A 21,631-nucleotide genomic window follows, 5' to 3' on the forward strand; every position below is an offset into this window, starting at 1 on the left:
AGACTGGCGAGCTTGGGGGATCAGCAGCGGGGGTGTTGATGGACGGGCCGAACCTGGTCCGGCGCACGGCGGTCGGGATTGCGGGCGTTCCAGGCGCGCATGCGGGGCGGGTAGCCGACGATCTGGACGTCGTAGATGGGCAGGCCGAGGTCGCGCGCCACCTTGCCGATGACCTTGGGGGACCCGACGCGGCGGCGGGTCCACTCGCCGTCGTGGGCGACGGCGACGGCGGTGGTGTCGGTGGCGAAGGTCTCCGGTTCGACGAAGAACTCGACGCCGCGCCGGCTGCGAGCGAAGGCGATCAGCGCCTCGATGTCGGAGTCGGTCGCCTCGCGGTCGAGCCTTGTCACCGAGGATCCGCGGTTCTTGCGGATCCCGAATCGGTCCCGGAACCTCATGCCTGCCGCCCGTCGTGTGGAGCCGGCCCGGACCCGTTCCGGAGTCGGCTGCGGTCTAGGAGGATAACGATTGCCCGGCGTCCGCGGGTTCCCGACACAGCCGCGGCATCCCCGGCGATCGGGGGCCTCGGGCCTAGACTGGCGAGCTTGGGGGATCAGCAGCGGGGGTGTTGATGGACGGGCCGAACCTGGTCCGGCGCACGGCCGCGGCCGTGCTCGCGGCGGCGTTGTGCGGGTGGCTGAGCATGCTGGCCCCGGCCGATGAACGGGTGCGGCTCGCCGCGGCGCGGAGCGAAGCGGCCGCGCCCGCGCCCAAGCCCGAGCCGCCGAAGCCGAAACCGAAACCCCCGCCGCCCGACTGCACACGTGCGAAGTGCCTGGCGCTGACGTTCGACGACGGGCCCACGGAGAGCACGGCCGGACTGCTGGACATCCTCGCGTCCCGCGACGTCAAGGCGACGTTCTTCCTGGTGGGCGAGAACGTCGCCGAGAACCCCGGCCTGGTGCGGCGCGAGCACCAGGCCGGGCACGAGATCGCCGACCACAGCTACACGCACGCCGACCTCGGCAGGGCCTCCAAGAAGAAGATCGTTTCGGAGCTGACGCGGACGCAGGACGCGATCCGGAACGCGTCCGGTGTCACGCCGGACCTGCTGCGGCCGCCGTACGGGTCCACGTCGAAACGCCTGGCCAGGATCGCGCGGGAGATGGGCCTGGCGCAGGTGCTGTGGACGGTCGACCCGCTCGACTGGCGGCACCGCGACACCGAGGACATCGAACGCCGGGTGCTGAAGGACGTGAAGCCCGGCCAGATCATCCTCCTGCACGACATCCACCCGACGACCGTCCGGGCGGTACCGAAGATCATCGACCGGCTGTCGGCCGAGGGGTACGTGTTCGTGACCGTGTCCGAACTGTTCGGCGGGAAACTGACCCCCGGGGAGGAGTACACGGAGCTGGATTCAGGGGAGGGTCAGGGACTTCCCTGATGCTCCGGCGCGGCGCGGGCGTGGAGTATGGGTGATATGGACAGCAGCTACGCGGTGGGGGATCTGAGGGTCTCGGACGCCGAACGGGAACCGGTCATCGAGCGCCTCCAGGACGCGTACGCCGAGGGCCGGCTCGACCACGAGGAATTCGACCTGCGCATGCACCTGGCGATGACCGCCAAGACGCGCAACGACCTGGGCGGGCTCACCCGCGACCTGGCCCCCGAGCCGAAGCGGGCGCGCGACCCGGTCGCGTGGGACGGTGAGCCGCCGACCGCCGAGGACCGCATGCTCGCGTCGGCGGCGCATGTCGTCGCCGTCCCGACGCTGTTCGTCGGGCCGCTCGTGCTGATGCTGCTGAGCGGCAAGCGGTCCGAGTACGTCCGGCGGCAGGCGGCGGAGGCCGTGAACTTCCACGTGACGCTCCTGCTCCTCACGATCGTCACGTTCGGCATCGGCGGCATCGTCTACTCGGTGGCGTGGATCCTGTCGGCCATCGCTGCCGTCTACGCGCTGACCGGCAACACCTTCCGCTACCCCTGGATCCTCCGCCTGGTGAAGTGAACCGCCCGGGTTCGGCGGCTCGGGTTTGTCGGTGTGCTGCTTGGGGGAACAGTTGACGTGGCCGCCCGATGCGGTTCCGTCACCTCCAGGAGATGAACATCGCCCATGAACGCGCCCGTGGTGGTATTCCCCTCTCTGCCTGTGACCCCCCTAACGTCCGAATTATGTGGACCGTGCATGGGATGATCGATTAACTGTGTCCGGGAGGGGCAGATGACGGAGCTTGCGATCAAGGGCGATCACCAGCGGGCGGTAGAGGCGCTCAGGAGGTCCTACGAGGCGATCCCGGCGGGCACGCCGGTGCGGCTGGCCAAGCGGACCTCGAACCTGTTCCGGTGGCGTGAGCCGTCGGACGCGCCGGGGCTGGACGTGTCCGGGTTCGACAAGGTGCTGAGCGTCGACCCCGGCGAGCGGACCGCGCAGGTCCAGGGCATGACGACGTACGAGGCCCTGGTCGAGGCGACCCTTCCGCACGGGCTGATGCCGACGGTCGTCCCGCAGCTGAAGACGATCACGCTGGGCGGCGCGGTGACCGGGCTCGGCATCGAGTCGTCGTCGTTCCGGGACGGGCTGCCGCACGAGGGCGTGCTGGAGATGGAGGTCCTCACCGGCGACGGCCGGATCGTCACCGCGACGAGGGACAACGAGCACGCGGACCTGTTCTACGGGTTCCCGAACTCCTACGGGACGCTCGGGTACACGCTGCGGCTGAAGATCGAGCTGAGGCCGGTCAGCCCGTACGTCCGGCTGCGGCATCTGCGCTTCGGCGACGCGGCGGAACTGACCCGCGTGATGGGGGAGATCACCGAGTCCGGGAAGTTCGAGGGCGAGGCCGTCGACTTCATGGACGGGACGGTCTTCGGCGCGGGCGAGCAGTACATCACGCTCGGCTTCTTCGCGGACTCGGCGCCGTACACGTCCGACTACAGGGGCCAGCGGATCTACTACCGGTCGATCCAGGAGCGTTCGGTCGACTTCCTGACGATCCGCGACTACATCTGGCGCTGGGACACCGACTGGTTCTGGTGCTCGGGCGCCTTCGGCGTGCAGAACCCGGCCGTCCGGCGGCTGTGGCCCGACAGGTACAAGCGGTCGGACGTGTACCGGAAGCTCGTCGCCTACGACCGGCGGTACCACTTCGTCGCGCGGGCCGAGAGGTGGCGCGGGCTGCGGCCGCGCGAGGACGTCATCCAGGACATCGAGGTGCCGGTCGAGCGGCTGCCGGAGTTCCTGGAGTTCTTCCACGACAAGGTCGGCATGAGCCCGATCTGGTTGTGCCCGCTGCGCGCGAAGGAGCGGTGGCCGCTGTACCCGCTGGAGGTCGGCCGCACGTACGTGAACGCGGGGTTCTGGGGGACGGTCCGGCTCCCGCCGGGGCAGATTCCCGAGTACCACAACCGGCTCATCGAACGCCGCGTCGCGGACCTCGACGGGCACAAGTCCCTGTATTCGACCGCCTTCTACGGCAGGGACGAGTTCTGGCGGAACTACGACGGGGATACCTACCGGCGGCTCAAGGGGAGCTACGACTCCGGCGAGCGGCTGCTGGATCTCTACGACAAGTGCGTCCGCGGACGCTGACCAGGCGTCCACGGTTCAGGGGGAGTGTGCCCGGACGGTGGCCGATCGCCCCGGCCGGGCGGAGAGACAGGAGGGATCACAATGACGCTGGCCAGGGTCTTCGAGCGGCTAGCCGGGGCTGAGGCGCCAGTGGAGTTCACGGCGTACGACGGATCGCGGGCGGGGGTGCCCGGCGCCGACATCCGGTTCGACGTCCGTTCGCCGTACGCGGTCTCGTACCTGCTGCACTCGCCGGGGGCGCTGGGCCTGGCCCGCGCCTACGTCACCGGCATGATCGACGTCAGCGGCGACATGATCACGGCGCTGACGACGATGCAGCAGGTGTTCAACGAGGTGACGGCGCGCGAGAAGGCGCGGATCGCCGGCGGTGTGCTGGGCGACCCGCTGCTGCGCGCCGCGGTCACCCGGCGCCTGGACCCGCCGCCGCAGGAGGCGCCGTTCAGCCGCATCCCGTCGTGGCTGCGGCATTCCAAGCGCCGGGACGCCAAGGCGATCTCGCACCACTACGACGTGTCCAACACGTTCTACGCGTGGGTGCTCGGCCCGTCCATGGCCTACACGTGCGCGTGTTACCCGCGGGAGGACGCGACGCTGGAGGAGGCGCAGTTCAACAAGCACGACCTGGTGGCGAAGAAGATCGCCTTGAAGCCGGGGATGCGGTTGCTGGACGTGGGCTGCGGCTGGGGCGGAATGGTGATGCACGCCGCGCAGGAGTACGGCGTGAAGGCGCTCGGTGTCACGCTGTCCAAGCAGCAGGCCGAGTGGGCGCAGAAGGCCATCGCCGACCGGGGCCTGTCGGACCTCGCGGAGGTCCGGCACATGGACTACCGGGACGTGGCCGAGACGGGCTTCGACGCGGTCAGTTCCATCGGGCTCACCGAGCACATCGGCAAGGCCAACCTGCCGGCCTACTTCTCGTTCCTGCACGGGAAGCTGAGGAAGGGCGGGCGGATGCTGAACCACACCATCACCCGTCCGGACAACATCGCCCCGTCCCGCAAGGAGAACGGGTTCATCAACCGCTACGTGTTTCCGGACGGTGAGCTGGAGGGCCCCGGCTACGTCCAGATGCAGATGAACGACGCGGGCTTCGAGATCCGCCACCAGGAGAACCTGCGCGAGCACTACGCCCGCACGCTCACCGGCTGGTGCGAGAACCTCGACGAGCACTGGGACGAGGCGGTCGCCGAGGTCGGCGAGGGCACGGCCCGCGTGTGGCGCGTCTACATGGCCGGCTGCGTGCTGGGCTTCACCCAGAACTGGATCCAGTTGCACCAGACGCTCGGCGTCAAGCTGCAGGACGACGGCACGAGCCACATGCCGCTGCGTCCCGACTGGGGTTCGTGAAGGCGGGAACGCTCCCGCTCAAGAGACGAGCCGATCGGAATCTCCGGTCGGCTCGTCCGCGGTATACGGCGTTGTGGCGTGACATGGACGGTGGCCGGCATGGACCCTGCGTCCGGGCTCCTGCTGTGCCCGGTTCAGGGCCTGGCGTCGTCCCAGACCTGGCTGGTGAGGAAGAACGTGTCGTAGAGCTCCTGGACGTCGAGCAGGCTCTCTGGCGGCGCCTGCCCGTAGGCGATGCGTTCCAGGTGGCGGAAGTACTCGAACCGTTCGACGCCGGGCGTGATGACGATGAGGATGTCGGCGTCCTCGCCCGGCGCCGCGGCGAAGGCGTGCGGGAGGCCGGGCGGCACGACGACCAGGTCGCCGCGTTCTGCGGTCACGACCTGTTCGCCCGATAGCAGCTGTGCGGCGCCGTCGAGCATGAAGAACAGCTCGGCGGAGCCGTCGTGGCGGTGCGGTCTGGCGCCGTCCGCGCCGCCCGCGAGGGTGACCCGCTGGGTGGACAGGGCACCGCCGGTCGAGCTGCTGTCGGCCAGCAGCCGGATGGTGGTGGGCGCCTGGCCGATCACTTCCGCCTCGGCGGAGCGGACGACGACGGACTCGTCGAAGTCCGGGGCGATCAATGACATCGGGTTACTCCTCCGCTGGGCGTTCGATCGGTTTGCCGGGAGTCTGCCCCCGGGGCGCTGAGATCGTGCATGGGCCACGCCGCGGCTGGACGAGGTTCCCGCACGGGGTTCCCCGCACGGGGCCGTGGCCGGGCGGCGTCCTAGATCGCGAAGAGCAGGGCGGCGTTGACGAGCATGGTCACGGCGGTGGCGAAGTGGATGCCGAAGGCGACGGCCTTGGTGCCGCCGTGACGCAGGACGATGAGGGTGTCGCCGAGCGGCGCGAGGGTGGTGGCCAGCATGAACCAGCCCACGGCGTGGGCGTCCGCGAACGCGATCAGGGCGAGGCCGAGGACGCCGAACGTGAGGTCGCGCACCCCCTTGATCTCCAGGTAGGCGCGGTCTCCGTCCTCCTTCGCGGGGACTCCGTAGCCGGCGGCCGCGGCGCTGGGCGCCCAGAGGAACCGCGCACCGATGAAGGCGATGAGGAGGCCGAGGACGATGGCCAGGCCGTAGGCGATGAACTCGAGCATTGGTCGACTCCGATTTCTAGCGCTGCTAGGAACACGATCGACGCTAACATAGCAAGAGCAGAAGAGCTAGCGATGCTAGAATCAGTGCCATGTCGATTCAGTCGCGCCGGGAGCGCGAGCGGGCGGCGCGGGAGAAGCTGATCGTGACGGCCGCGCGGGAGCTGGCCGAGAGCGAGGGCTGGGACGCGGTCACCACGCGCCGCCTCGCCGCGGAGATCGAGTACAGCCAGCCCGTCCTCTACAGCCACTTCAAGGGCAAGGACGCGATCATGGCGGCCGTCGCGGTCGAGGGGTGCGCCGAGCTCGCCGCCGAGCTGCGCGCGGCCCGCACCGCGGCCACCGGGCCCTCGCGGGCCCTCGCGGGCGTCGCCGCCGCCTACGCCGAGTTCGCCGAGCGCAGGCCCGCCCTGTACGACGTGATGTTCACGCGCGCCGTCGACCTCCCGTTCGCGACCCCCGAAGCGCCCGCCGCCCTGAAGGAGGCGTTCGGCGAGTTGCGCGAGGCCGTCCGGCCGTTCGCGGGCGACGACGACCTCGAGTCGCTCACCGAGACGTTCTGGAGCGCCGTGCACGGACTGCTCACGCTGATGCGCGACGGCCGCCTCCGCCGCGAGCACCACGATCTCCGCCTCGCGATCCTGCTGCGGCGGTTCGCGGCCTGACCCCCGGTCGCTCAAACCCCGGGTCAACATTCCGCCCACCGGTATATCGGCACAGGCCGGACGGGGTACGGCGGCCTTCGGAACCGTCGAGCTCGGGGGGCGCGAGGCCATGCACATCCGGTCCCCGGTGAGGCCGATGCTGGCCACGACCATCGACCACATCCCCCCGCCGCAGGCGTGCCCGGGAGGGTGCCGGTACGAGCCGAAGTTCGACGGGTTCCGCGCGGTCGCGCTCGTGGACGAGGACGGCGCCGTCCACCTGACCTCGCGCCGCCGGACCCGCTTCAACGACGGGTTCCCCGAGATCGTCGCGGCCGCCGGGGAGCAGCTCGCGCCCGGCACGGTGCTCGACGGCGAGATCGTCCGCTGGGGCGACGACGGGCGCCTCGACTTCGGCGCGCTGCAACGGCGCCACGTCGCCGGACGCCGCCGGGCCGAGTTCGCGCGGACCGAACCCTGCCACTATGTCGCGTTCGACGTCCTCGAATCGGACGGCGCGGATCTGCGCCCCCGCCCGCTGAGGGAACGCCGCACCGTCCTGGAGGCCCTGCTCGGCGATGCCCCGCCGTCCGCGCGGGTCATCCTCACCCCGCAGACGGCCGACGCCGGGGAGGCCGAACTCTGGTTCGACGCCTTCGCCGCCCAGGGCGTGGAGGGGCTGGTCGTCAAGGACGCCGACGGCGCTTACCTGGAGGGGCGCCGCCGCTGGTGGAAGGTGAAGCGCCGCATCACCACCGAGGCGATCGTCGGCGGTGTGACCGGTACCCGGCAGGCCCCCGAGTCCCTGATCCTCGGCCGCTACGACACCGGCGGGCGGCTGCGCGTCGTCGCCCGGACGACCCCGCTCCCGCCCGCCGCCCGCACGTCGCTCGCCGAGGTGCTGCGCAACGCCGGCCCCGACCACCCGTGGCCCGCGGAGCTGCCCGCCGGGTTCGCCGGCGGCCCGTACGGGTCGCACCCGCCGATCCGCTACGTTCGGACGGAGCCGGAGATCGTCGTGGAGATGAGCGCGGACGCCGCCGTCGAGCGCGGACGCTGGCGGCACGCGGTCCGCTTCGTCCGCATCCGGCCGGACTTGGGACCGGACGGCGTCCCGATGTTCGGCGCCTGACCGGCGCGGAGCCCGGTCTAAGCCAGCCCGGTCTAAGCCAGCCCGGTCTAAGCCAGCCCGGTCTAAGCCAGCCCGGTCTAAGCCGGCCGGGTCTAAGCCGGCCGGGTCTAAGCCAGCCAGCCGAGGATGCGGCTGTTCACCTCCTCCGGGCGGTCGAGCTGGAGGAAGTGCCCGGCGCCGGGGACCAGGGCTGCCCGCGACCCCGGCGGCAGGGCGGCCTCGACGGCGCCGGTGTCACCGCCGGGGGCGACCATGCCCGCGTCCAGGCAGCCGTCGTCGGTGCCGTGCAGGTACAGGACGGGCAGTTCGCCGACCGTGGTCGCCGCCTCCTGCTCGGCGGCGTAGCGCTCGACGAGCCGGGACGGGTCGAGCATCGCGCGGTAGTACTCGATCGCGGCGGTCGCGTTGGCGGGCGTGGCCAGGCACTCCATGACGTGGTCGACGTCCTCGGAGCGGTCGCGGCCGTCGTCCGGCGACCAGTCGCGCCAGAGCCCCTCGACGAACGCGCGGTCCAGGGCGGCCTCCGCCAGCGGCGTCTGGAAGACGAAGATGTAGAACGAGCGCTTGAGCTGCTCGTAGTCGAAGAACGCGGTCGACAGCACCGAGATCGGCGGGACGGACATGGCGACCACCCTGCGCCAGCGGTCCGGTGCGGCGTTCGCGGCGCCGTAGGTGGCGAAGGCGCCCCAGTCGTGGCCGACGACGGCGGCGTCGGAGCCGCCCCCGAGGGCCTCGTGCAGGGCGATGGCGTCGGCGGCGAGGGCGCCGCTCTGGTAGGCGCCGTCCTCGGGGACGGACGTGGGGGCGTAGCCGCGCATGAACGGCGCGACGGCGCGGTAGCCGGCGGCGGCGAGCTCGGGCATGAGATGCCGCCAGGTGTGCGCCGAGTCGGGAAAGCCGTGTAGGAGCAGGGCCAGGGGCCCGTCCTCGGGGCCCGCCGTCAGGTATCCGAAGTCCAGCCCGTTCGCGGTGACCGATCCGGTCGTGATGTCACCCATGTCCGCCTCCTCGGTTCGCCGCGCACGCTACCCCGCGGAGGGGGACCGCCCGCTGGGCGGGGCGGCTAGTGTGAGTGGCGTCACGGAGACGATCAGTGTGCACGTGTGGCTTTACTTTGAGAGGCTGCCTGTAAACCGAACAGGATTCGGAAAGTGACGAGGTGGTGGGGCACGTGCTCAAAGTCGAGGACATCAACCTGACGGACTGGGAGTTCTGGCGGCAGCCGCACGAGTACCGGCACGAGGCGTTCAAGGCCCTGCGCTGGCACCACGGGCTGGTGCACTTCGAGGAACCCGACATCGTCATCATGCCGCAGGGCCCCGGCTACTACGCCCTCACGCGGCACGCCGACGTCGTCGAGGCGTCCCGGCGCCCGCAGGACTTCTGCTCCGGCAAGGGCGCCATCAGCATCCCGGACATGCCCGGCGACATGCACGAGTTCTTCGGCTCGATGATCAGCATGGACGACCCCCGGCACGCCAAGATCCGGCGGATCGTGTCCCGGGCGTTCTCCCCGCGCATGATCCAGCGGTTCGAGGACCGGGTCGAGGCCGTCGCCGCCGAGATCGTCGAGAACGTCGCGGCGGGCGGCGGCTCGGGCGACTTCGTCGCCGACGTCGCCTCCCGGCTCCCACTGAAGATCATTTGCGACATGATGGGCATCGGCGAGGACCAGTACCAGACCGTTCTGGACGCCACCAACGTCATCCTCGCCGGGAACGACGCCGAGTTCATCCCGTCGGGCGACGCCGAGCAGATGGCGATGGCGCTCCTCGGCGCCGGTGAGACGCTCAAGGGCCTGGTCGAGGACCTCGGCCGGCAGCGCCGCAAGGACCCCACCGACGATCTGACGTCCGCGCTGGTGAACGCCAACATCGACGGTGAGTCGCTGACCGACCAGGAGCTCGGCTCGTTCTTCATCCTGCTGGTCGTCGCGGGGAACGAGACCACCCGCAACGCCATCGCGCACGGCCTGGACCTGTTCACCCGCAACCCCGACCAGCGCGCCCTGCTCACCGAGGACTTCGACGACCGCATGCCCGGCGCCGTCGAGGAGATCATCCGCTACGTCTCGCCCGTCATCTGGATGCGCCGCACCGCGACCTGCGACACGACGCTGAACGACCACGAGATCAAGGAGGGCGACAAGCTCATCTTGTACTACTGGTCGGCCAACCGCGACGAGTCGGTGTTCACCGAGCCCGACAAGTTCGACATCCTGCGCGACCCCAACCCGCACGTCGGGTTCGGCGGGCCGGGGCCGCACTTCTGCCTCGGCGCGCACCTGGCCCGGCGCGAGATCACCGTGATGTTCCGCGAGCTGTTCAGCCGGACGCCGGACATCCGCGCGTCCGCCGAGCCCGAGCGCCTCGAGTCCAACTTCATCAACGGCATCAAGCGCCTGCCCTACACGATCTGACCCGCACGACCCGCCCGCCCAGGGCGCCGTCCTGCGCGGCCGTCCGGAACCCCGGGGGCCTCACCCGTGCGGTGGGGACCCCGGGGACCGGCCGGGTCAGCGGAGTTCGCGCTTGAGGATCTTGCCGGTGGCGGTCATCGGCAGCTCGTCGCGGAACTCGACGATCCGCGGGTACTTGTAGTTCGCGAACTGCTCCTTGCCCCACGCGACGAGCTCGTCCTCGGTGACGGCGGCGCCCGGCGTCCGGATCACGTACGCCTTGACCTCCTCGCCGTGCGAGGGGTGCTCGACGCCCACGACCGCCGCCAGCGACACGTCCGGGTGGCCCATCAGGATCTCTTCGATCTCCCGCGGGTACACGTTGTAACCACCACGGATGATCATGTCCTTGGAGCGGTCGATGATGAAGTAGTAGCCCTCCTCGTCGCGGCGGGCCACATCACCGGTGCGGAACCAGCCGTCCTTGATCGAATCCGCGGTCGCCTCGGGCCGGTTGTAGTAGCCCTTCATGATGTTGTGGCCGCGGATGGCGATCTCCCCGGGCCCCTCGCCCTCGATCTCCTTCCAGTCGTCGTCGATCAGCTTCATCTCGACGCCCCAGACGGGCAGGCCGATCGATCCGGGCTTGGGCGTGCGGTCGGGGCGGTTGAACGAGGCCACCGGCGACGTCTCCGACAGGCCGTAGCCCTCCAGGATGTCGACGTCGAACTTCTGCTTGATCCCCTTGAGGACCTCCATCTGCAGCGCCGAGCCGCCCGACACCGCGGAGCGCAGGTTCTCCCGGATCGTCGCGATGTCCTCGTCGGACGTGTCGTCGCTCAGCAGCCCCCAGTACATCGTCGGGACGCCCGCGAAGAGGTTCACCTTCTCCTTGACCATCAGCTCGATGGCCTGCTTGGCCTCGAACCTCGGCTGCAGGACGAGCGTCGCCCGCCGGTAGAAGCCGACGTTCATCACGCACGTCTGCCCGAAGATGTGGAACAGCGGCAGCGTCACCAGCGATATGTCGTGCAGCGTCCGGTTGAAGAGGGTGTCGTCCACCATCGCGTTGGTCAGCAGGTTGCTGTGCGTGAGCTCGGCGCCCTTCGGCTGCCCCGTCGTCCCGCTGGTGTAGATGATGACGGCGGTGTCGCTCGGCTCCGTCTGCGCCGGCGCGAACGTGCCCGGCTGGCCGGCCAGCGCCGCCCAGAACAGCTCGGCGCCCTCGATCGGCGACTCGGTCGCCGCCGGGTTCGCGGGCAGCAGGAAGAAGTGCTCGCAGCCCTCGGCCTGCTGGAAGCCGGCGTGCCCCATCTCGCCGAGCGGCAGCTCGGGCGTCCCCTCGAAGCAGAACAGCGCCTTGGCGTCGGAGTCTTCGAGGTGGTAGGCGATCTCCCGCGGCTTGAGCAGGACGTTCAGCGGGACGACGACCGCGCCCGCCTTGAGGGCCCCGAAGTAGACCATCGGGAAGTAGGGGAGGTTCGGGGAGGACAGCGCCACCTTGTCGCCCGGTCCGATGCCGCGCGCCCGCAGCAGGTTCGCGACCTGGTTGGCGACCGTGTCGATGAACGAGTAGGAGAGCCGCATGTCGCCGAACACGACCGCGTCGCGGTCGGGCGTCTCCCTGGCGGCGTCCTCCAGCAGCACGGACAGGTTGAGCATGGCACTCCTCGCAGGAAAGTGACCGGCCGGTTAGTTACCGACGAGTCTATTAGCCGTTTCGTTCATCCTGCTGCATCGGGATCGGCCCGCGCCATCCCTCGCGCCGCCTTGACGTGCTGTTTCCATGCGGTGGTTTCCATGCTGTGATCGCCACAGCACCGTTATCATGTGCCGCTCTACCGAGAAAGGGTGCAAGCCTTGATCATTTTTGGCTGGCGCGTCGTGTTCTTCACCCTGAGCAGGGGAACCTTCCACTGTCCCGCCTGCGGCGGCGACCGCGACTACCGGCGCCGGCAGGGACGCAACTTCTTCACCCTCTTCTTCGTCCCCGTCATTCCGCTCACCAAGACCGGCGGCGAGATCATCGAGTGCGACACGTGCAAGGGCCGCTGGAACCTCGGCGTCCTCGACGTGCCGACCACCGCGCAGCTCGCGCAGATGCCCGCGATGCTCCTGCGCATGGCCATCGCCCAGGTCCTGCGCTCCGGCGACTACACCAACGCGGCCGTCCGCTCCCGCGCCGTCGCCGTCGTCCAGCAGGCGGGCGTCGCCTACGACGACAACGCGCTGAACGGCGACCTCGCCCGCCCGTTCGACGAGGTCCGCGTCGAGATGGGCCGCGCCGCGTCCGCGCTCGCCCCCGAGGCCCGTGAGAGCATCCTGCGCGCCGCCGCCGAGATCGCCCTCGCCGACGGGAAGCTCAGCGTCTCCGAGGAGGAGACCCTCGCCGCCGTCGGCGCCGACCTCGAACTCACCCGCGTCCAGGTCACCGGCGTCGTCTCTATGGCCCGGCAGGAATCCGGCCATTAAGTCCCGGCGGGAGGGCTTGCGGCTGCGCTACTCTTGATGTATGTCAGCCAGGCTGCTCCTTGAACGACCACGTTGACGAACTGACGTCAACGTGGTGGCCCCTCCTGTGCGAGGGGCCCTTTCATGTCGGCGAACCGCATGTCGGTGAACGGCCTGGCCCCTGCGATCAGCGAGCAAGAAACCGGAGTTGTAGGCGTGAGCAGCGACGAGCATTACGATCCGCGGGCGATTCAGGACAAGTGGCAGGCCCGCTGGGCGGAGCTCGAACCGTTCACGGCCGACGAGAAGGACGACGGCCGCGAACGGCGCTACGCGCTGGACATGTTCCCCTACCCCAGCGGTGACCTGCACATGGGCCATGCGGAGGCGTTCGCCATCGGCGACGTCCCCGCCCGCTACTGGTTCCAGCGCGGCTTCAACGTCCTGCACCCGATCGGCTGGGACTCCTTCGGCCTGCCCGCCGAGAACGCCGCCATCAAACGTGACTCCCACCCCGCCGAGTGGACGTACGCCAACATCGAGACCCAGGCGTCCTCGTTCCAACGCTTCGCCCCGTCCTTCGACTGGACGCGGCGCCTGCACACCTCCGACCCCGGGTACTACAAGTGGACGCAGTGGCTGTTCCTGCGCTTCTACGAGCGGGGCCTGGCCTACCGCAAGGGCGGCCACGTCAATTGGTGCCCCAAGGACCAGACCGTCCTGGCCAACGAGCAGGTCGTCGGCGGCCACTGCGAACGCTGCGGCGCCCTGGTCGAGAAGCGCGTCCTGACCCAGTGGTACTTCAAGATCACCGATTACGCGGACCGGCTGCTGGACGACATGGAGCAGCTGGAGGGCAAGTGGCCCGAGCGCGTCCTGCTGATGCAGCGCAACTGGATCGGCCGCTCCACCGGCGCCGACGTCGACTTCGTCATCGAGGGACGCGACGAGCCCGTCACCGTCTACACCACCCGCCCCGACACTCTGTTCGGCGCGACGTTCATGGTCGTCGCCGCCGACGCCGCGCTGGCCGAGGAGGCCTGCGCCCCCGACCACCGGGCCGCGTTCGAGGCGTACCGCGAGGAGGTCTCCCGCGAGAGCGAGATCGAGCGGCTGTCCACCGAACGCGAGAAGACCGGCGTGTTCCTGGGCCGCTACGCGGTCAACCCCGTCAACGGCGAGCGCCTGCCGATCTGGGCGTCCGACTACGTCCTGGCCGAGTACGGCCACGGCGCGATCATGGCCGTCCCGGCGCACGACCAGCGCGACCTGGACTTCGCGCTGAAGTTCGGCCTGCCCGTCCGCGTCGTCGTCGAGACCGGGCAGCCCGACCCGTCCGAGACCGGCGTCGCCACCCCCGGCGACGGCGCGATCGTCAACTCCGCGCCGATCGACGGGCTGACCAAGACCGACGCCATCCCCCGCATCACCGAGATCCTGGAGGAGCGCGGCACCGGCCGCGCGTCGGTGAACTTCCGGCTGCGCGACTGGCTGGTGTCGCGGCAGCGGTTCTGGGGCTGCCCGATCCCGATCGTGCACTGCGAGGCGTGCGGCGAGGTCCCCGTCCCGGACGACCAACTGCCGGTGACGCTGCCCGAGGGCCTGCGCGGCGCCGACCTGGCCCCCAAGGGCACCTCGCCACTGGCCGCCGCGTCCGACTGGGTCGACGTCGACTGCCCCAAGTGCGGCGGCGCCGCCACCCGCGACACCGACACCATGGACACGTTCGTCGACTCGTCCTGGTACTACTTCCGCTACTGCTCGCCCGGCTACGAGGACGGCCCGTTCGACGTCGAGCAGGTCCGCAGGTGGATGCCCGTCGACCAGTACACCGGCGGCGTCGAGCACGCGATCCTGCACCTGCTGTACAGCCGGTTCTTCACCAAGGTCCTGTACGACATGGGCATGATCGGCTTCACCGAGCCCTTCCGCCGGCTGCTGAACCAGGGCCAGGTGATCAACCAGGGCAAGGCGATGTCGAAGTCGCTGGGCAACGGCGTCGACCTGGGCGAGCAGATCGCCGAGTTCGGCGTGGACGTCGTCCGGCTGGCGATCCTGTTCTCCGGCCCGCCCGAGGACGACATCGACTGGGCGGACGTGTCCCCGCACGGCATGTCCAAGTTCCTGTCCCGCGTCCACCGCATCGCCACCGAGGTCACCTCCGCGCCCGGCGCGGACGTCGAGTCCGGCGACACCGCCCTGCGCCGCGTCACCGCCCGCACCGTCGACGAGGCCACCACCCTGGTCGAGACGCAGCGGTTCAACGTCGCCATCGCCCGGATCATGGAGCTGGTCACCGCGACCCGCAAGGCCATCGACTCCGGCGCCGGCGCCGCCGACCCGGCCGTGCGCGAGGCCGCCGAGTCGATCGCGGCGATGCTGTCGCTGTTCGCCCCCTACACCGCCGACGAGGCGTGGGAACGGCTGGGACGCACCGCTCCGGTGATCGGCGCGGGCTGGCCGTCCGCCGACCCCGCCCTGCTGGTGGAGGAGTCGGTTACCTGCGTCGTCCAGGTCGGCGGCAAGGTCCGTGACCGCCTGGAGGTCCCGCCCGGCATCGCCGACGAGGAGCTGGAGCGCCTGGCCCTGGACTCCGCCAAGATCCAGGAGGCTCTGGCGGGCGCCGAGATCGCGAAGATCATCGTCCGCGCCCCCAAGATCGTCAACATCGTCCCCAAGCGCTGACCGGCGCGTCAGAGGCGGCCACCCGAGCTCGGGTGGCCGCCTCCGGTCACCGCGGTCACATCTTGCGGAGGACCGCCACGACGCGTCCCAGGACCGATGCCTCGTCGCCGGCGATCGGCTCGTAGGCGGGGTTCTGCGGCATCAGCCAGATGTGGCCGTCCCGGCGCTTGAACGTCTTCACCGTCGCCTCGCCGTCGATCATGGCGGCCACGATGTCGCCCTGCTCGGCCACCGGCTGCTGCCGCACGACCACCCAGTCACCGTCCGCTATCGCGACGTCGATCATCGAGTCACCGGTGACCTTCAGCAGGAAGTGCGTGCCCTCGCCGACGAGCTGCTTGGGCAGGGTGAAGACGTCCTCCACCGCCTCCTCGGCCAGGATCGGCCCACCGGCGGCGATCCGCCCCACCAGCGGCACGTACGCGGGCGTGGGCCGCGCCGTGGACGGCTGGCCCCCGGGAGCCTCGTAGGCCTCCTCGTCGGTCCGCACCGGAGTCGCGCCCGGCACCCGGACCTCGACCGCCCGCGGCCGGTTGGGGTCGCGCCGCAGGAAACCCTTGCGCTGGAGCGACCGGAGCTGGTGCGACACGCTGGAGGTGCTGGTCAGCCCCACGGCCTCGCCGATCTCGCGCATCGACGGCGGGTATCCCCGGCGCTGGACCGAGTCGCGGATCACCTCCAGCACCATGCGCTGCCGTTGCGTCAGCCCCGTCTCGTCCATGGGCCCGTCGGGCAGCTCCCGGACCTTGCTCATCGCTTGTCGCCTCCCGGCGCCTCGATCCGTCACTCCTTGTCATCGAACGCTATCGCGTCGCGGACCGATGATCAAACAATTGTTCGAAGATGTGCTGGCTTTTTTTCGCCGTCCCCTGGTAGAACATCGTACAGGCGTTCGATCGAAAATGCATTCGACATCGAGGAGGGGAGAGATGTCGGGTTCACCCCATAGTGACCGGATCCCGATCCGCCTGACCCGCCGCGGCCGTGTCGTCCTGGTCCTGTTCGCCGCCACCGTCACGCTCGTGTCCCTGTGGCTCACGGTCGGCCCCGGCGCCCTGGCGGGCGGCGGCGAGAGCCACCACGCCGGCGCCGCGCCCGCCAGAACCGTCGTCGTCGAGCCCGGCGACACCCTCTGGGGCATAGCCGTCGACGCCGACCCCGGCGCCGACCCCCGCGTCGTCGTGCAGCGCATCCTCGATCTCAACTCCATGGGGGGCGACCCCACCGTCCGTCCCGGCCAGGAACTCCGGCTCCCCAGCCGCTGACGCCGCTCCCACGTCCGGTTCGAGACCACGTGTTCCGTCTTCCGGGCCGGGGCGGGTGAACGTGGGCTGACCAGGGGGTCTGTCACTGTCGGCGGACCGGTGGGGACGGTCTGTGGCGACACGCCCGGGAGGAAATCCAGGACGCCTGACGTGACCTGGGTGGACGTGCCGGATGTGACATGTGAGGCACCGGATCAGGTTGCGAAGGCCCCCGCCGAGTCGTACGGTTGACCACAACATCTAGTAGTCACATCGATGTACTTCACCTATATATGGCGATGTTCAGAGGTGTGAAGCGTTTTTGTCAGGGGAGGGATTGGACGTGCACTGCCCGTTCTGCCGCAACCCTGACACCAAAGTGATCGACAGCCGCTCCACCGACGACGGCGCCGCCATTAGGCGCCGCCGCTCGTGCGCGGAGTGCGGCAAGCGATTCACCACACAGGAGAATGTGCTCGTCATGGTGGCCAAGCGCAGCGGCGTCACCGAGCCGTTCTCCCGGGAAAAGATCATCGCCGGTGTGCGCAGGGCCTGCCAGGGCCGTCCGGTCGACGAGGATGCGCTCGCGAAGCTGGGGCAGCAGGTCGAAGAAGAGATCAGGTCCTCCGGCTCCGCGGAAATCCCCTCGCACGAGATCGGCCTCGCGATACTGGGGCCGCTCGGCGAACTCGACGAAGTCGCCTATCTGCGATTCGCCTCGGTCTACCGGAGCTTCGAGTCGCTGGACGACTTCGCCAAGGAGATCGAAACGCTGCGCAAGGCCGGTTCCTCGGGGGAGCCCGGCCCGTCCCGGTAGGGACGGTTCCGGAAACACAAAGCACACACTTGAGAGCGCCTCCGCGCGGGCATGTCCCGGGCGGCGGCGGGGTTGTTCCTGAACAGGGCCCGGCGGGAGGGCCCGAGAAGGGGGAAGTTCATGACGGAGACGGTGAGCGGCTCGGCGGCGCGACGCGGCAAGGGGAGCCGCAAAGGGCTGAAGGTCGAGCGCATTTTCACCACGCCCGGCGTCCATCCGTATGACGAGATGCGCTGGGAACGTCGTGACGTCGTCATGACCAACTGGCGCGACGGGTCGGTCAACTTCGAGCAGCGCGGCGTCGAGTTCCCCGACTTCTGGTCGCTGAACGCCGTCAACATCGTCACGTCCAAGTACTTCCGCGGCGCCGTCGGCACGCCGCAGCGCGAATGGAGCCTGAAGCAGCTCGTCGACCGCGTCGTCGGCATGTACGCCGAGACCGGCCGCGAGCAGGGCTATTTCGCCTCCGACCAGGACGCCGAGATCTTCGAGCACGAACTGAAGTACGCCCTGGTCCACCAGCTCTTCAGCTTCAACTCCCCGGTCTGGTTCAACGTCGGCACCAAGTCCCCGCAGCAAGTGAGCGCTTGCCAGAGTTACGACTCCCTGGTGAGCACACCTGCCGGTTTGATCCCGATCGGTCAGCTGGTCGAGCAAGATGCGGTCGGGACCAAGGTCTACGACGCGACCGGCCTCACTCGCATCGTCGCCACCAAGGCCAATGGCGTCCGGGACGTGCTGCGAATCCACACCAAGGCCGGCTACACACTCGACGTCACCCCCGACCACCTGGTCTGGCGGGCTTCCAGTGCCGATACCGGACGTTTCGTCGAGGCTGGTGAGCTGAAGGTCGGGGAGCAGCTCGAATGGCATCGGCGCGACGCCTATGGCGAGGCAGAGATCACGTCCCAGGAGTTCGCCGAGGCGGCGCTGGCCGGCTGGCTCCAGTCAGACGGTTTCGTCGGTCGCTACGAGACCGGGACGAATCGTTCCCTCACCATCGAGGCCATGACGGTGACCGACGCCGAGCGGGAGTGGGTCGACCGCCACCTGAGCAAGGTGTTCCCCGGCGTGCACCGGCACGAGCGCACCGTGGAAACGCAGGACGCCACGCTCGACTGTCGCCGCACCAGGCTCTATGGGGACGTCCTGAAGGAGTACGTCGACGAGTGGGGGCTCCTCGCCCGCGGCGTTGACATGACCGTTCCGGAGCGGCTCTTCACCGCGCCGCTCCCTGTCGTCGCCGCCTACCTCCGCAGCGTCTTCCAGGCCGAGGGCTTCGTGTCCGCACGCGAGTCGTCCACGGTCGTCGAGGTCGACATGATCTCCGAAGAGCTGATCCGGGGCATGCAGCGCCTTCTCCTGCGCTTCGGCGTCTTCTCGCGGGTCGGCTTCAAGGCGGACGCGCGGCCGGACCGGCACGGCTGCTGGACGCTCCGCATCCAGAACGCCGGCGACCGCCGCGTCTTCGCCGACGAGATCGGCTTCATCGACCCGGTTAAGGCCGTCAAGCTCCACGAGGGTTTCGAGAAGCCGGGGCGTCCGGCGCACCCGACCAAGCGGCTGGAGATCGCCAAGATCGAGGAAATCGGCGCGATGGACGTCTATGACATCCAGACCGAAAGCGGCGAGTACCTCTGCGACAACATCCGCGTGCACAACTGCTTCATCCTGTCGGTGGACGACACGATGGAGTCGATTCTGGACTGGTACAAGGAAGAGGGCGTCATCTTCAAGGGCGGCTCCGGCGCCGGCCTGAACCTGTCCCGTATCCGCTCCAGCAAGGAGCTGCTCTCGTCCGGTGGCACGGCGAGCGGCCCCGTCTCGTTCATGCGCGGCGCCGACGCGTCCGCGGGGACGATCAAGTCGGGCGGTGCTACGCGGCGGGCCGCGAAGATGGTCGTGCTGGACGTCGACCACCCCGACGTCGGGGAGTTCATCGAGACCAAGGCGCGCGAGGAGAACAAGATCCGCGCGCTTCGGGACGCCGGGTTCGACATGGACCTCGGCGGCAAGGACATCGGCAGCGTCCAGTACCAGAACGCCAACAACTCCGTCCGGGTGTCGGACGAGTTCATGCGGGCCGTCGAGGCGGACGGCGAGTTCGCGCTGCGCGCCCGCATGACCGGCGAGCCCGTCGACACGGTCAAGGCCAAGGACCTGTTCCGCCTGATGGCCAAGGCCGCCTGGGAGTGCGCCGACCCCGGCATCCAGTACGACGACACGATCAACGACTGGCACACCAACCCAGAAACCGGACGCATCACCGCCAGTAACCCGTGCTCCGAGTACATGAGTCTGGACAATTCGTCCTGCAACCTGGCGAGCATCAACCTGCTGAAGTTCCTCACGGACGCGGGGACGTTCGATGTCGCCAAGTTCACCAAGCTCACCGAGCTGGTCATCACGGCGATGGACATCTCGATCACGTTCGCGGACTTCCCCACCGAGAAGATCGCGGAGACGACCCGCGACTACCGGCAGCTCGGCATCGGGTACGCCAACCTCGGCGCGCTGCTGATGGCGACCGGCCACGCCTACGACTCCGACGGTGGCCGGTCTCTCGCCGGGGCGATCACGTCCCTGATGACGGGCGTCGCCTATCGCCGGTCCGCCGAGATGGCGGGCGTCGTCGGCCCGTACGAGGGGTACGCGCGCAACGCCGAGGGCCACAAGCGCGTCATGCGCAAGCACGCCGCCGCCAACGACGGCATCCGGACGCTGGACGCGATGGGCAAGTCCATCCACGCCGCCGCCGCCAAGCAGTGGCAGGAGTGCCTGAAGGCCGGGGAGAAGCACGGCTACCGGAACGCCCAGTCGAGCCTGCTGGCGCCGACCGGGACGATCGGGCTGATGATGGACTGCGACACCACCGGGATCGAGCCGGACCTCGCGCTGATGAAGTTCAAGAAGCTCGTCGGCGGCGGGTCCATGCAGATCGTCAACCACACGGTGCCGCGGGCGCTGGAGCAGCTCGGCTACCAGCAGGAGCAGATCGAGGCGATCGTCGAGTACATCGCCGAGCACGGGCACGTGGTGGACGCTCCCGGGCTGCGTCCCGACCACTACGAGGTGTTCGACTGCGCGATGGGGGAGCGGGCGATCAGCCCGATGGGCCACGTCCGGATGATGGCCGCGGTCCAGCCGTTCCTGTCCGGGGCGATCTCCAAGACCGTCAACATGCCGGAGAAGGCCACCATCGAGGACATCGAGTGGGTGTACTTCGAGGGGTGGCGGCTCGGGCTGAAGGCCCTGGCGATCTACCGCGACAACTGCAAGGTGGGGCAGCCGCTGTCGGCCGCGGGCAAGAAGGAGGAGGCGCAGCCGGTGGAGTCGGCGACGCCCCGTCCCGTCCGGAGGCGGCTGCCGAAGCAGCGGCCCGCGACCGTCACGCGCTTCTCCGTCGCCGGTGCCGAGGGGTACATGACGGCGTCGTCCTACCCGGACGACGGCGTCGGGGAGGTCTTCCTCAAGCTCGGCAAGCAGGGCTCCACGCTCGCCGGTGTGATGGACGCCTTCTCCATGGCGATCTCCATCAGCCTCCAGTACGGCGTTCCGCTGGAGACGTGGGTGGAGAAGTTCACCAACATGCGGTTCGAGCCGGCGGGCATGACCGACGACCCCGACATCCGCATGGCGACCTCGGTGATGGACTACATCTTCCGCCGGCTGGCGCTGGACCACCTGCCCTTCGAGGAGCGCGCGGGTCTCGGCATCCTGAGCGCCGAGGAGCGGGCGATGCAGGCCAACGGTGAGGACCCGGCGGCCCTGCACGGCGACGATGAGGTCGATCACGAGTCGCTGGCCCAGACCGCCGCGATCACCAGGCCCGCGGCTCCGGAGCCCGCCCCGGCGGGCGAGGCGCACTCGTCCATGGAGGTCATCGAGAGCCGTCAGGGCCGCACCGCGGACGCGCCGCTGTGCCTCACCTGCGGAACGAAGATGCGTCCGGCGGGCAGCTGCTACGTCTGCGAGGGCTGCGGCTCCACCAGCGGCTGCAGTTAGGACAGGGATCGAAAAGCGGGGAGCCCGGCCGGTGCGGCCGGGCTCCTCGGCGTTTTCGGTCAGGCCGGGTTGGTGTCGCCGGGGTCGGTGCCGGACGTGCGGCGGCGCTTGGGGGATTTGCGCTGGCCGGCCACGAGTGTGTCGTCCTCCGTGCCGGCGCCCTTCGGGCCCGTGTCCTTCGGGCCCGTGTCCTTCGGGCCGGTGTCCTTCGGGCCCGTGTCCCTGGCGGGAGGGTCGG

At 69.5% G+C, this 21,631-nt stretch carries 18 protein-coding genes; 12 read left to right on the forward strand and 6 right to left on the reverse strand.

Annotated features, from left to right (window positions below):
- Nucleotides 1-20: 20 nt before the first annotated feature.
- Nucleotides 21-398: a hypothetical protein gene (locus tag E1285_RS30695; protein ID WP_132158061.1), complete on the reverse strand. Its 378-nt coding sequence runs from the start codon at nucleotides 396-398 to the stop codon at nucleotides 21-23.
- 173 nt (nucleotides 399-571) lie between these two features.
- On the opposite strand from E1285_RS30695, the gene E1285_RS30700 reads away from it, so the two are divergent.
- From E1285_RS30700 to E1285_RS30715, 4 genes are all read left to right on the forward strand, one after another.
- Nucleotides 572-1,387 carry a polysaccharide deacetylase family protein gene (locus E1285_RS30700; protein ID WP_132158062.1) on the forward strand — a complete coding sequence of 272 codons (816 nt, stop codon included), beginning with the start codon at nucleotides 572-574 and terminating at the stop codon, nucleotides 1,385-1,387.
- Between the two features lie 36 nt (nucleotides 1,388-1,423).
- Nucleotides 1,424-1,951, forward strand: coding sequence for a DUF1707 and DUF4870 domain-containing protein (locus tag E1285_RS30705; RefSeq protein WP_132158063.1), 528 nt, complete (start codon nucleotides 1,424-1,426; stop codon nucleotides 1,949-1,951).
- A 213-nt stretch (nucleotides 1,952-2,164) separates the two neighbouring features.
- Nucleotides 2,165-3,532, forward strand: a complete 1,368-nt coding sequence (locus E1285_RS30710; protein ID WP_132158064.1) for an FAD-binding oxidoreductase — start codon at nucleotides 2,165-2,167, stop codon at nucleotides 3,530-3,532.
- Nucleotides 3,533-3,613: 81 nt separating this feature from the next.
- Nucleotides 3,614-4,879, forward strand: a complete 1,266-nt coding sequence (locus E1285_RS30715) for a class I SAM-dependent methyltransferase (RefSeq protein ID WP_132158065.1) — start codon at nucleotides 3,614-3,616, stop codon at nucleotides 4,877-4,879.
- A gap of 134 nt (nucleotides 4,880-5,013) precedes the next feature.
- On the opposite strand, the gene E1285_RS30720 is transcribed toward E1285_RS30715, so the two are convergent.
- Both E1285_RS30720 and E1285_RS30725 read right to left on the reverse strand, forming a co-directional pair.
- Nucleotides 5,014-5,508, reverse strand: coding sequence for a cupin domain-containing protein (locus E1285_RS30720; RefSeq protein ID WP_132158066.1), 495 nt, complete (start codon nucleotides 5,506-5,508; stop codon nucleotides 5,014-5,016).
- Between the two features lie 140 nt (nucleotides 5,509-5,648).
- Nucleotides 5,649-6,020 carry a DUF4267 domain-containing protein gene (locus tag E1285_RS30725; RefSeq protein ID WP_132158067.1) on the reverse strand — a complete coding sequence of 124 codons (372 nt, stop codon included), beginning with the start codon at nucleotides 6,018-6,020 and terminating at the stop codon, nucleotides 5,649-5,651.
- An 89-nt stretch (nucleotides 6,021-6,109) separates the two neighbouring features.
- Between E1285_RS30725 and E1285_RS30730 the strand changes: the two genes are divergently transcribed.
- Complete coding sequence (locus E1285_RS30730; RefSeq protein WP_132158068.1) at nucleotides 6,110-6,682, forward strand: TetR/AcrR family transcriptional regulator; 573 nt, start codon at nucleotides 6,110-6,112, stop codon at nucleotides 6,680-6,682.
- 136 nt (nucleotides 6,683-6,818) lie between these two features.
- Nucleotides 6,819-7,793, forward strand: coding sequence for an ATP-dependent DNA ligase (locus E1285_RS30735; protein ID WP_132158069.1), 975 nt, complete (start codon nucleotides 6,819-6,821; stop codon nucleotides 7,791-7,793).
- Between the two features lie 107 nt (nucleotides 7,794-7,900).
- Here E1285_RS30735 and E1285_RS30745 read toward each other — a convergent pair whose 3' ends face one another.
- Nucleotides 7,901-8,791: an alpha/beta hydrolase gene (locus E1285_RS30745; RefSeq protein ID WP_132158070.1), complete on the reverse strand. Its 891-nt coding sequence runs from the start codon at nucleotides 8,789-8,791 to the stop codon at nucleotides 7,901-7,903.
- Nucleotides 8,792-8,964: 173 nt separating this feature from the next.
- Between E1285_RS30745 and E1285_RS30750 the strand changes: the two genes are divergently transcribed.
- Nucleotides 8,965-10,212: a cytochrome P450 gene (locus tag E1285_RS30750; RefSeq protein ID WP_207946945.1), complete on the forward strand. Its 1,248-nt coding sequence runs from the start codon at nucleotides 8,965-8,967 to the stop codon at nucleotides 10,210-10,212.
- A 96-nt stretch (nucleotides 10,213-10,308) separates the two neighbouring features.
- On the opposite strand, the gene E1285_RS30755 is transcribed toward E1285_RS30750, so the two are convergent.
- Complete coding sequence (locus E1285_RS30755; protein ID WP_132158071.1) at nucleotides 10,309-11,853, reverse strand: long-chain fatty acid--CoA ligase; 1,545 nt, start codon at nucleotides 11,851-11,853, stop codon at nucleotides 10,309-10,311.
- Between the two features lie 198 nt (nucleotides 11,854-12,051).
- Here E1285_RS30755 and E1285_RS30760 point away from each other — a divergent pair, with 198 nt between their 5' ends.
- The gene (locus E1285_RS30760; protein ID WP_132158072.1) at nucleotides 12,052-12,663 is read left to right on the forward strand and encodes a TerB family tellurite resistance protein; all 612 of its coding nucleotides are present in this window, start codon (nucleotides 12,052-12,054) and stop codon (nucleotides 12,661-12,663) included.
- Between the two features lie 195 nt (nucleotides 12,664-12,858).
- Nucleotides 12,859-15,327 carry a leucine--tRNA ligase gene (gene leuS / locus E1285_RS30765; protein WP_243723156.1) on the forward strand — a complete coding sequence of 823 codons (2,469 nt, stop codon included), beginning with the start codon at nucleotides 12,859-12,861 and terminating at the stop codon, nucleotides 15,325-15,327.
- A 55-nt stretch (nucleotides 15,328-15,382) separates the two neighbouring features.
- Here leuS and lexA read toward each other — a convergent pair whose 3' ends face one another.
- On the reverse strand, nucleotides 15,383-16,081 hold the full coding sequence (gene lexA, locus E1285_RS30770) for a transcriptional repressor LexA (RefSeq protein ID WP_132158073.1): 699 nt from the start codon (nucleotides 16,079-16,081) through the stop codon (nucleotides 15,383-15,385).
- Between the two features lie 175 nt (nucleotides 16,082-16,256).
- Here lexA and E1285_RS45820 point away from each other — a divergent pair, with 175 nt between their 5' ends.
- The 3 genes from E1285_RS45820 (at nucleotide 16,257) to E1285_RS30785 (ending at nucleotide 21,393) form a co-directional block, all read left to right on the forward strand.
- Entirely contained in the window at nucleotides 16,257-16,592 is a 336-nt protein-coding gene (locus E1285_RS45820; protein WP_165966823.1) for a LysM domain-containing protein, read from the forward strand.
- A 322-nt stretch (nucleotides 16,593-16,914) separates the two neighbouring features.
- Nucleotides 16,915-17,388 (forward strand): transcriptional regulator NrdR, encoded by a 474-nt coding sequence (gene nrdR, locus E1285_RS30780; RefSeq protein ID WP_132158075.1) that lies wholly within the window; start codon nucleotides 16,915-16,917, stop codon nucleotides 17,386-17,388.
- Nucleotides 17,389-17,508: 120 nt separating this feature from the next.
- Nucleotides 17,509-21,393, forward strand: a complete 3,885-nt coding sequence (locus tag E1285_RS30785) for a vitamin B12-dependent ribonucleotide reductase (RefSeq protein WP_132158076.1) — start codon at nucleotides 17,509-17,511, stop codon at nucleotides 21,391-21,393.
- Nucleotides 21,394-21,631 lie beyond the last annotated feature (238 nt).

This window comes from Actinomadura sp. 7K507, from assembly GCF_004348425.1.
Lineage (GTDB): Bacteria > Actinomycetota > Actinomycetes > Streptosporangiales > Streptosporangiaceae > Spirillospora.

What these genes read in the sequence shown, in the direction of transcription:
- lexA (WP_132158073.1), bottom strand. Translation starts at nt 16,081, where the DNA reads ATGAGCAAGGTCCGGGAGCTGCCCGACGGGCCCATGGACGAGACGGGG.
- E1285_RS30755 (WP_132158071.1), bottom strand. Translation starts at nt 11,853, where the DNA reads ATGCTCAACCTGTCCGTGCTGCTGGAGGACGCCGCCAGGGAGACGCCC.
- E1285_RS30725 (WP_132158067.1), bottom strand. Translation starts at nt 6,020, where the DNA reads ATGCTCGAGTTCATCGCCTACGGCCTGGCCATCGTCCTCGGCCTCCTC.
- E1285_RS30735 (WP_132158069.1), top strand. Translation starts at nt 6,819, where the DNA reads ATGCTGGCCACGACCATCGACCACATCCCCCCGCCGCAGGCGTGCCCG.
- E1285_RS30745 (WP_132158070.1), bottom strand. Translation starts at nt 8,791, where the DNA reads ATGGGTGACATCACGACCGGATCGGTCACCGCGAACGGGCTGGACTTC.
- E1285_RS30715 (WP_132158065.1), top strand. Translation starts at nt 3,614, where the DNA reads ATGACGCTGGCCAGGGTCTTCGAGCGGCTAGCCGGGGCTGAGGCGCCA.
- E1285_RS30695 (WP_132158061.1), bottom strand. Translation starts at nt 398, where the DNA reads ATGAGGTTCCGGGACCGATTCGGGATCCGCAAGAACCGCGGATCCTCG.
- E1285_RS30720 (WP_132158066.1), bottom strand. Translation starts at nt 5,508, where the DNA reads ATGTCATTGATCGCCCCGGACTTCGACGAGTCCGTCGTCGTCCGCTCC.
- E1285_RS30705 (WP_132158063.1), top strand. Translation starts at nt 1,424, where the DNA reads ATGGACAGCAGCTACGCGGTGGGGGATCTGAGGGTCTCGGACGCCGAA.
- E1285_RS30710 (WP_132158064.1), top strand. Translation starts at nt 2,165, where the DNA reads ATGACGGAGCTTGCGATCAAGGGCGATCACCAGCGGGCGGTAGAGGCG.
- E1285_RS30785 (WP_132158076.1), top strand. Translation starts at nt 17,509, where the DNA reads ATGACGGAGACGGTGAGCGGCTCGGCGGCGCGACGCGGCAAGGGGAGC.
- E1285_RS45820 (WP_165966823.1), top strand. Translation starts at nt 16,257, where the DNA reads ATGTCGGGTTCACCCCATAGTGACCGGATCCCGATCCGCCTGACCCGC.
- E1285_RS30730 (WP_132158068.1), top strand. Translation starts at nt 6,110, where the DNA reads ATGTCGATTCAGTCGCGCCGGGAGCGCGAGCGGGCGGCGCGGGAGAAG.
- E1285_RS30700 (WP_132158062.1), top strand. Translation starts at nt 572, where the DNA reads ATGGACGGGCCGAACCTGGTCCGGCGCACGGCCGCGGCCGTGCTCGCG.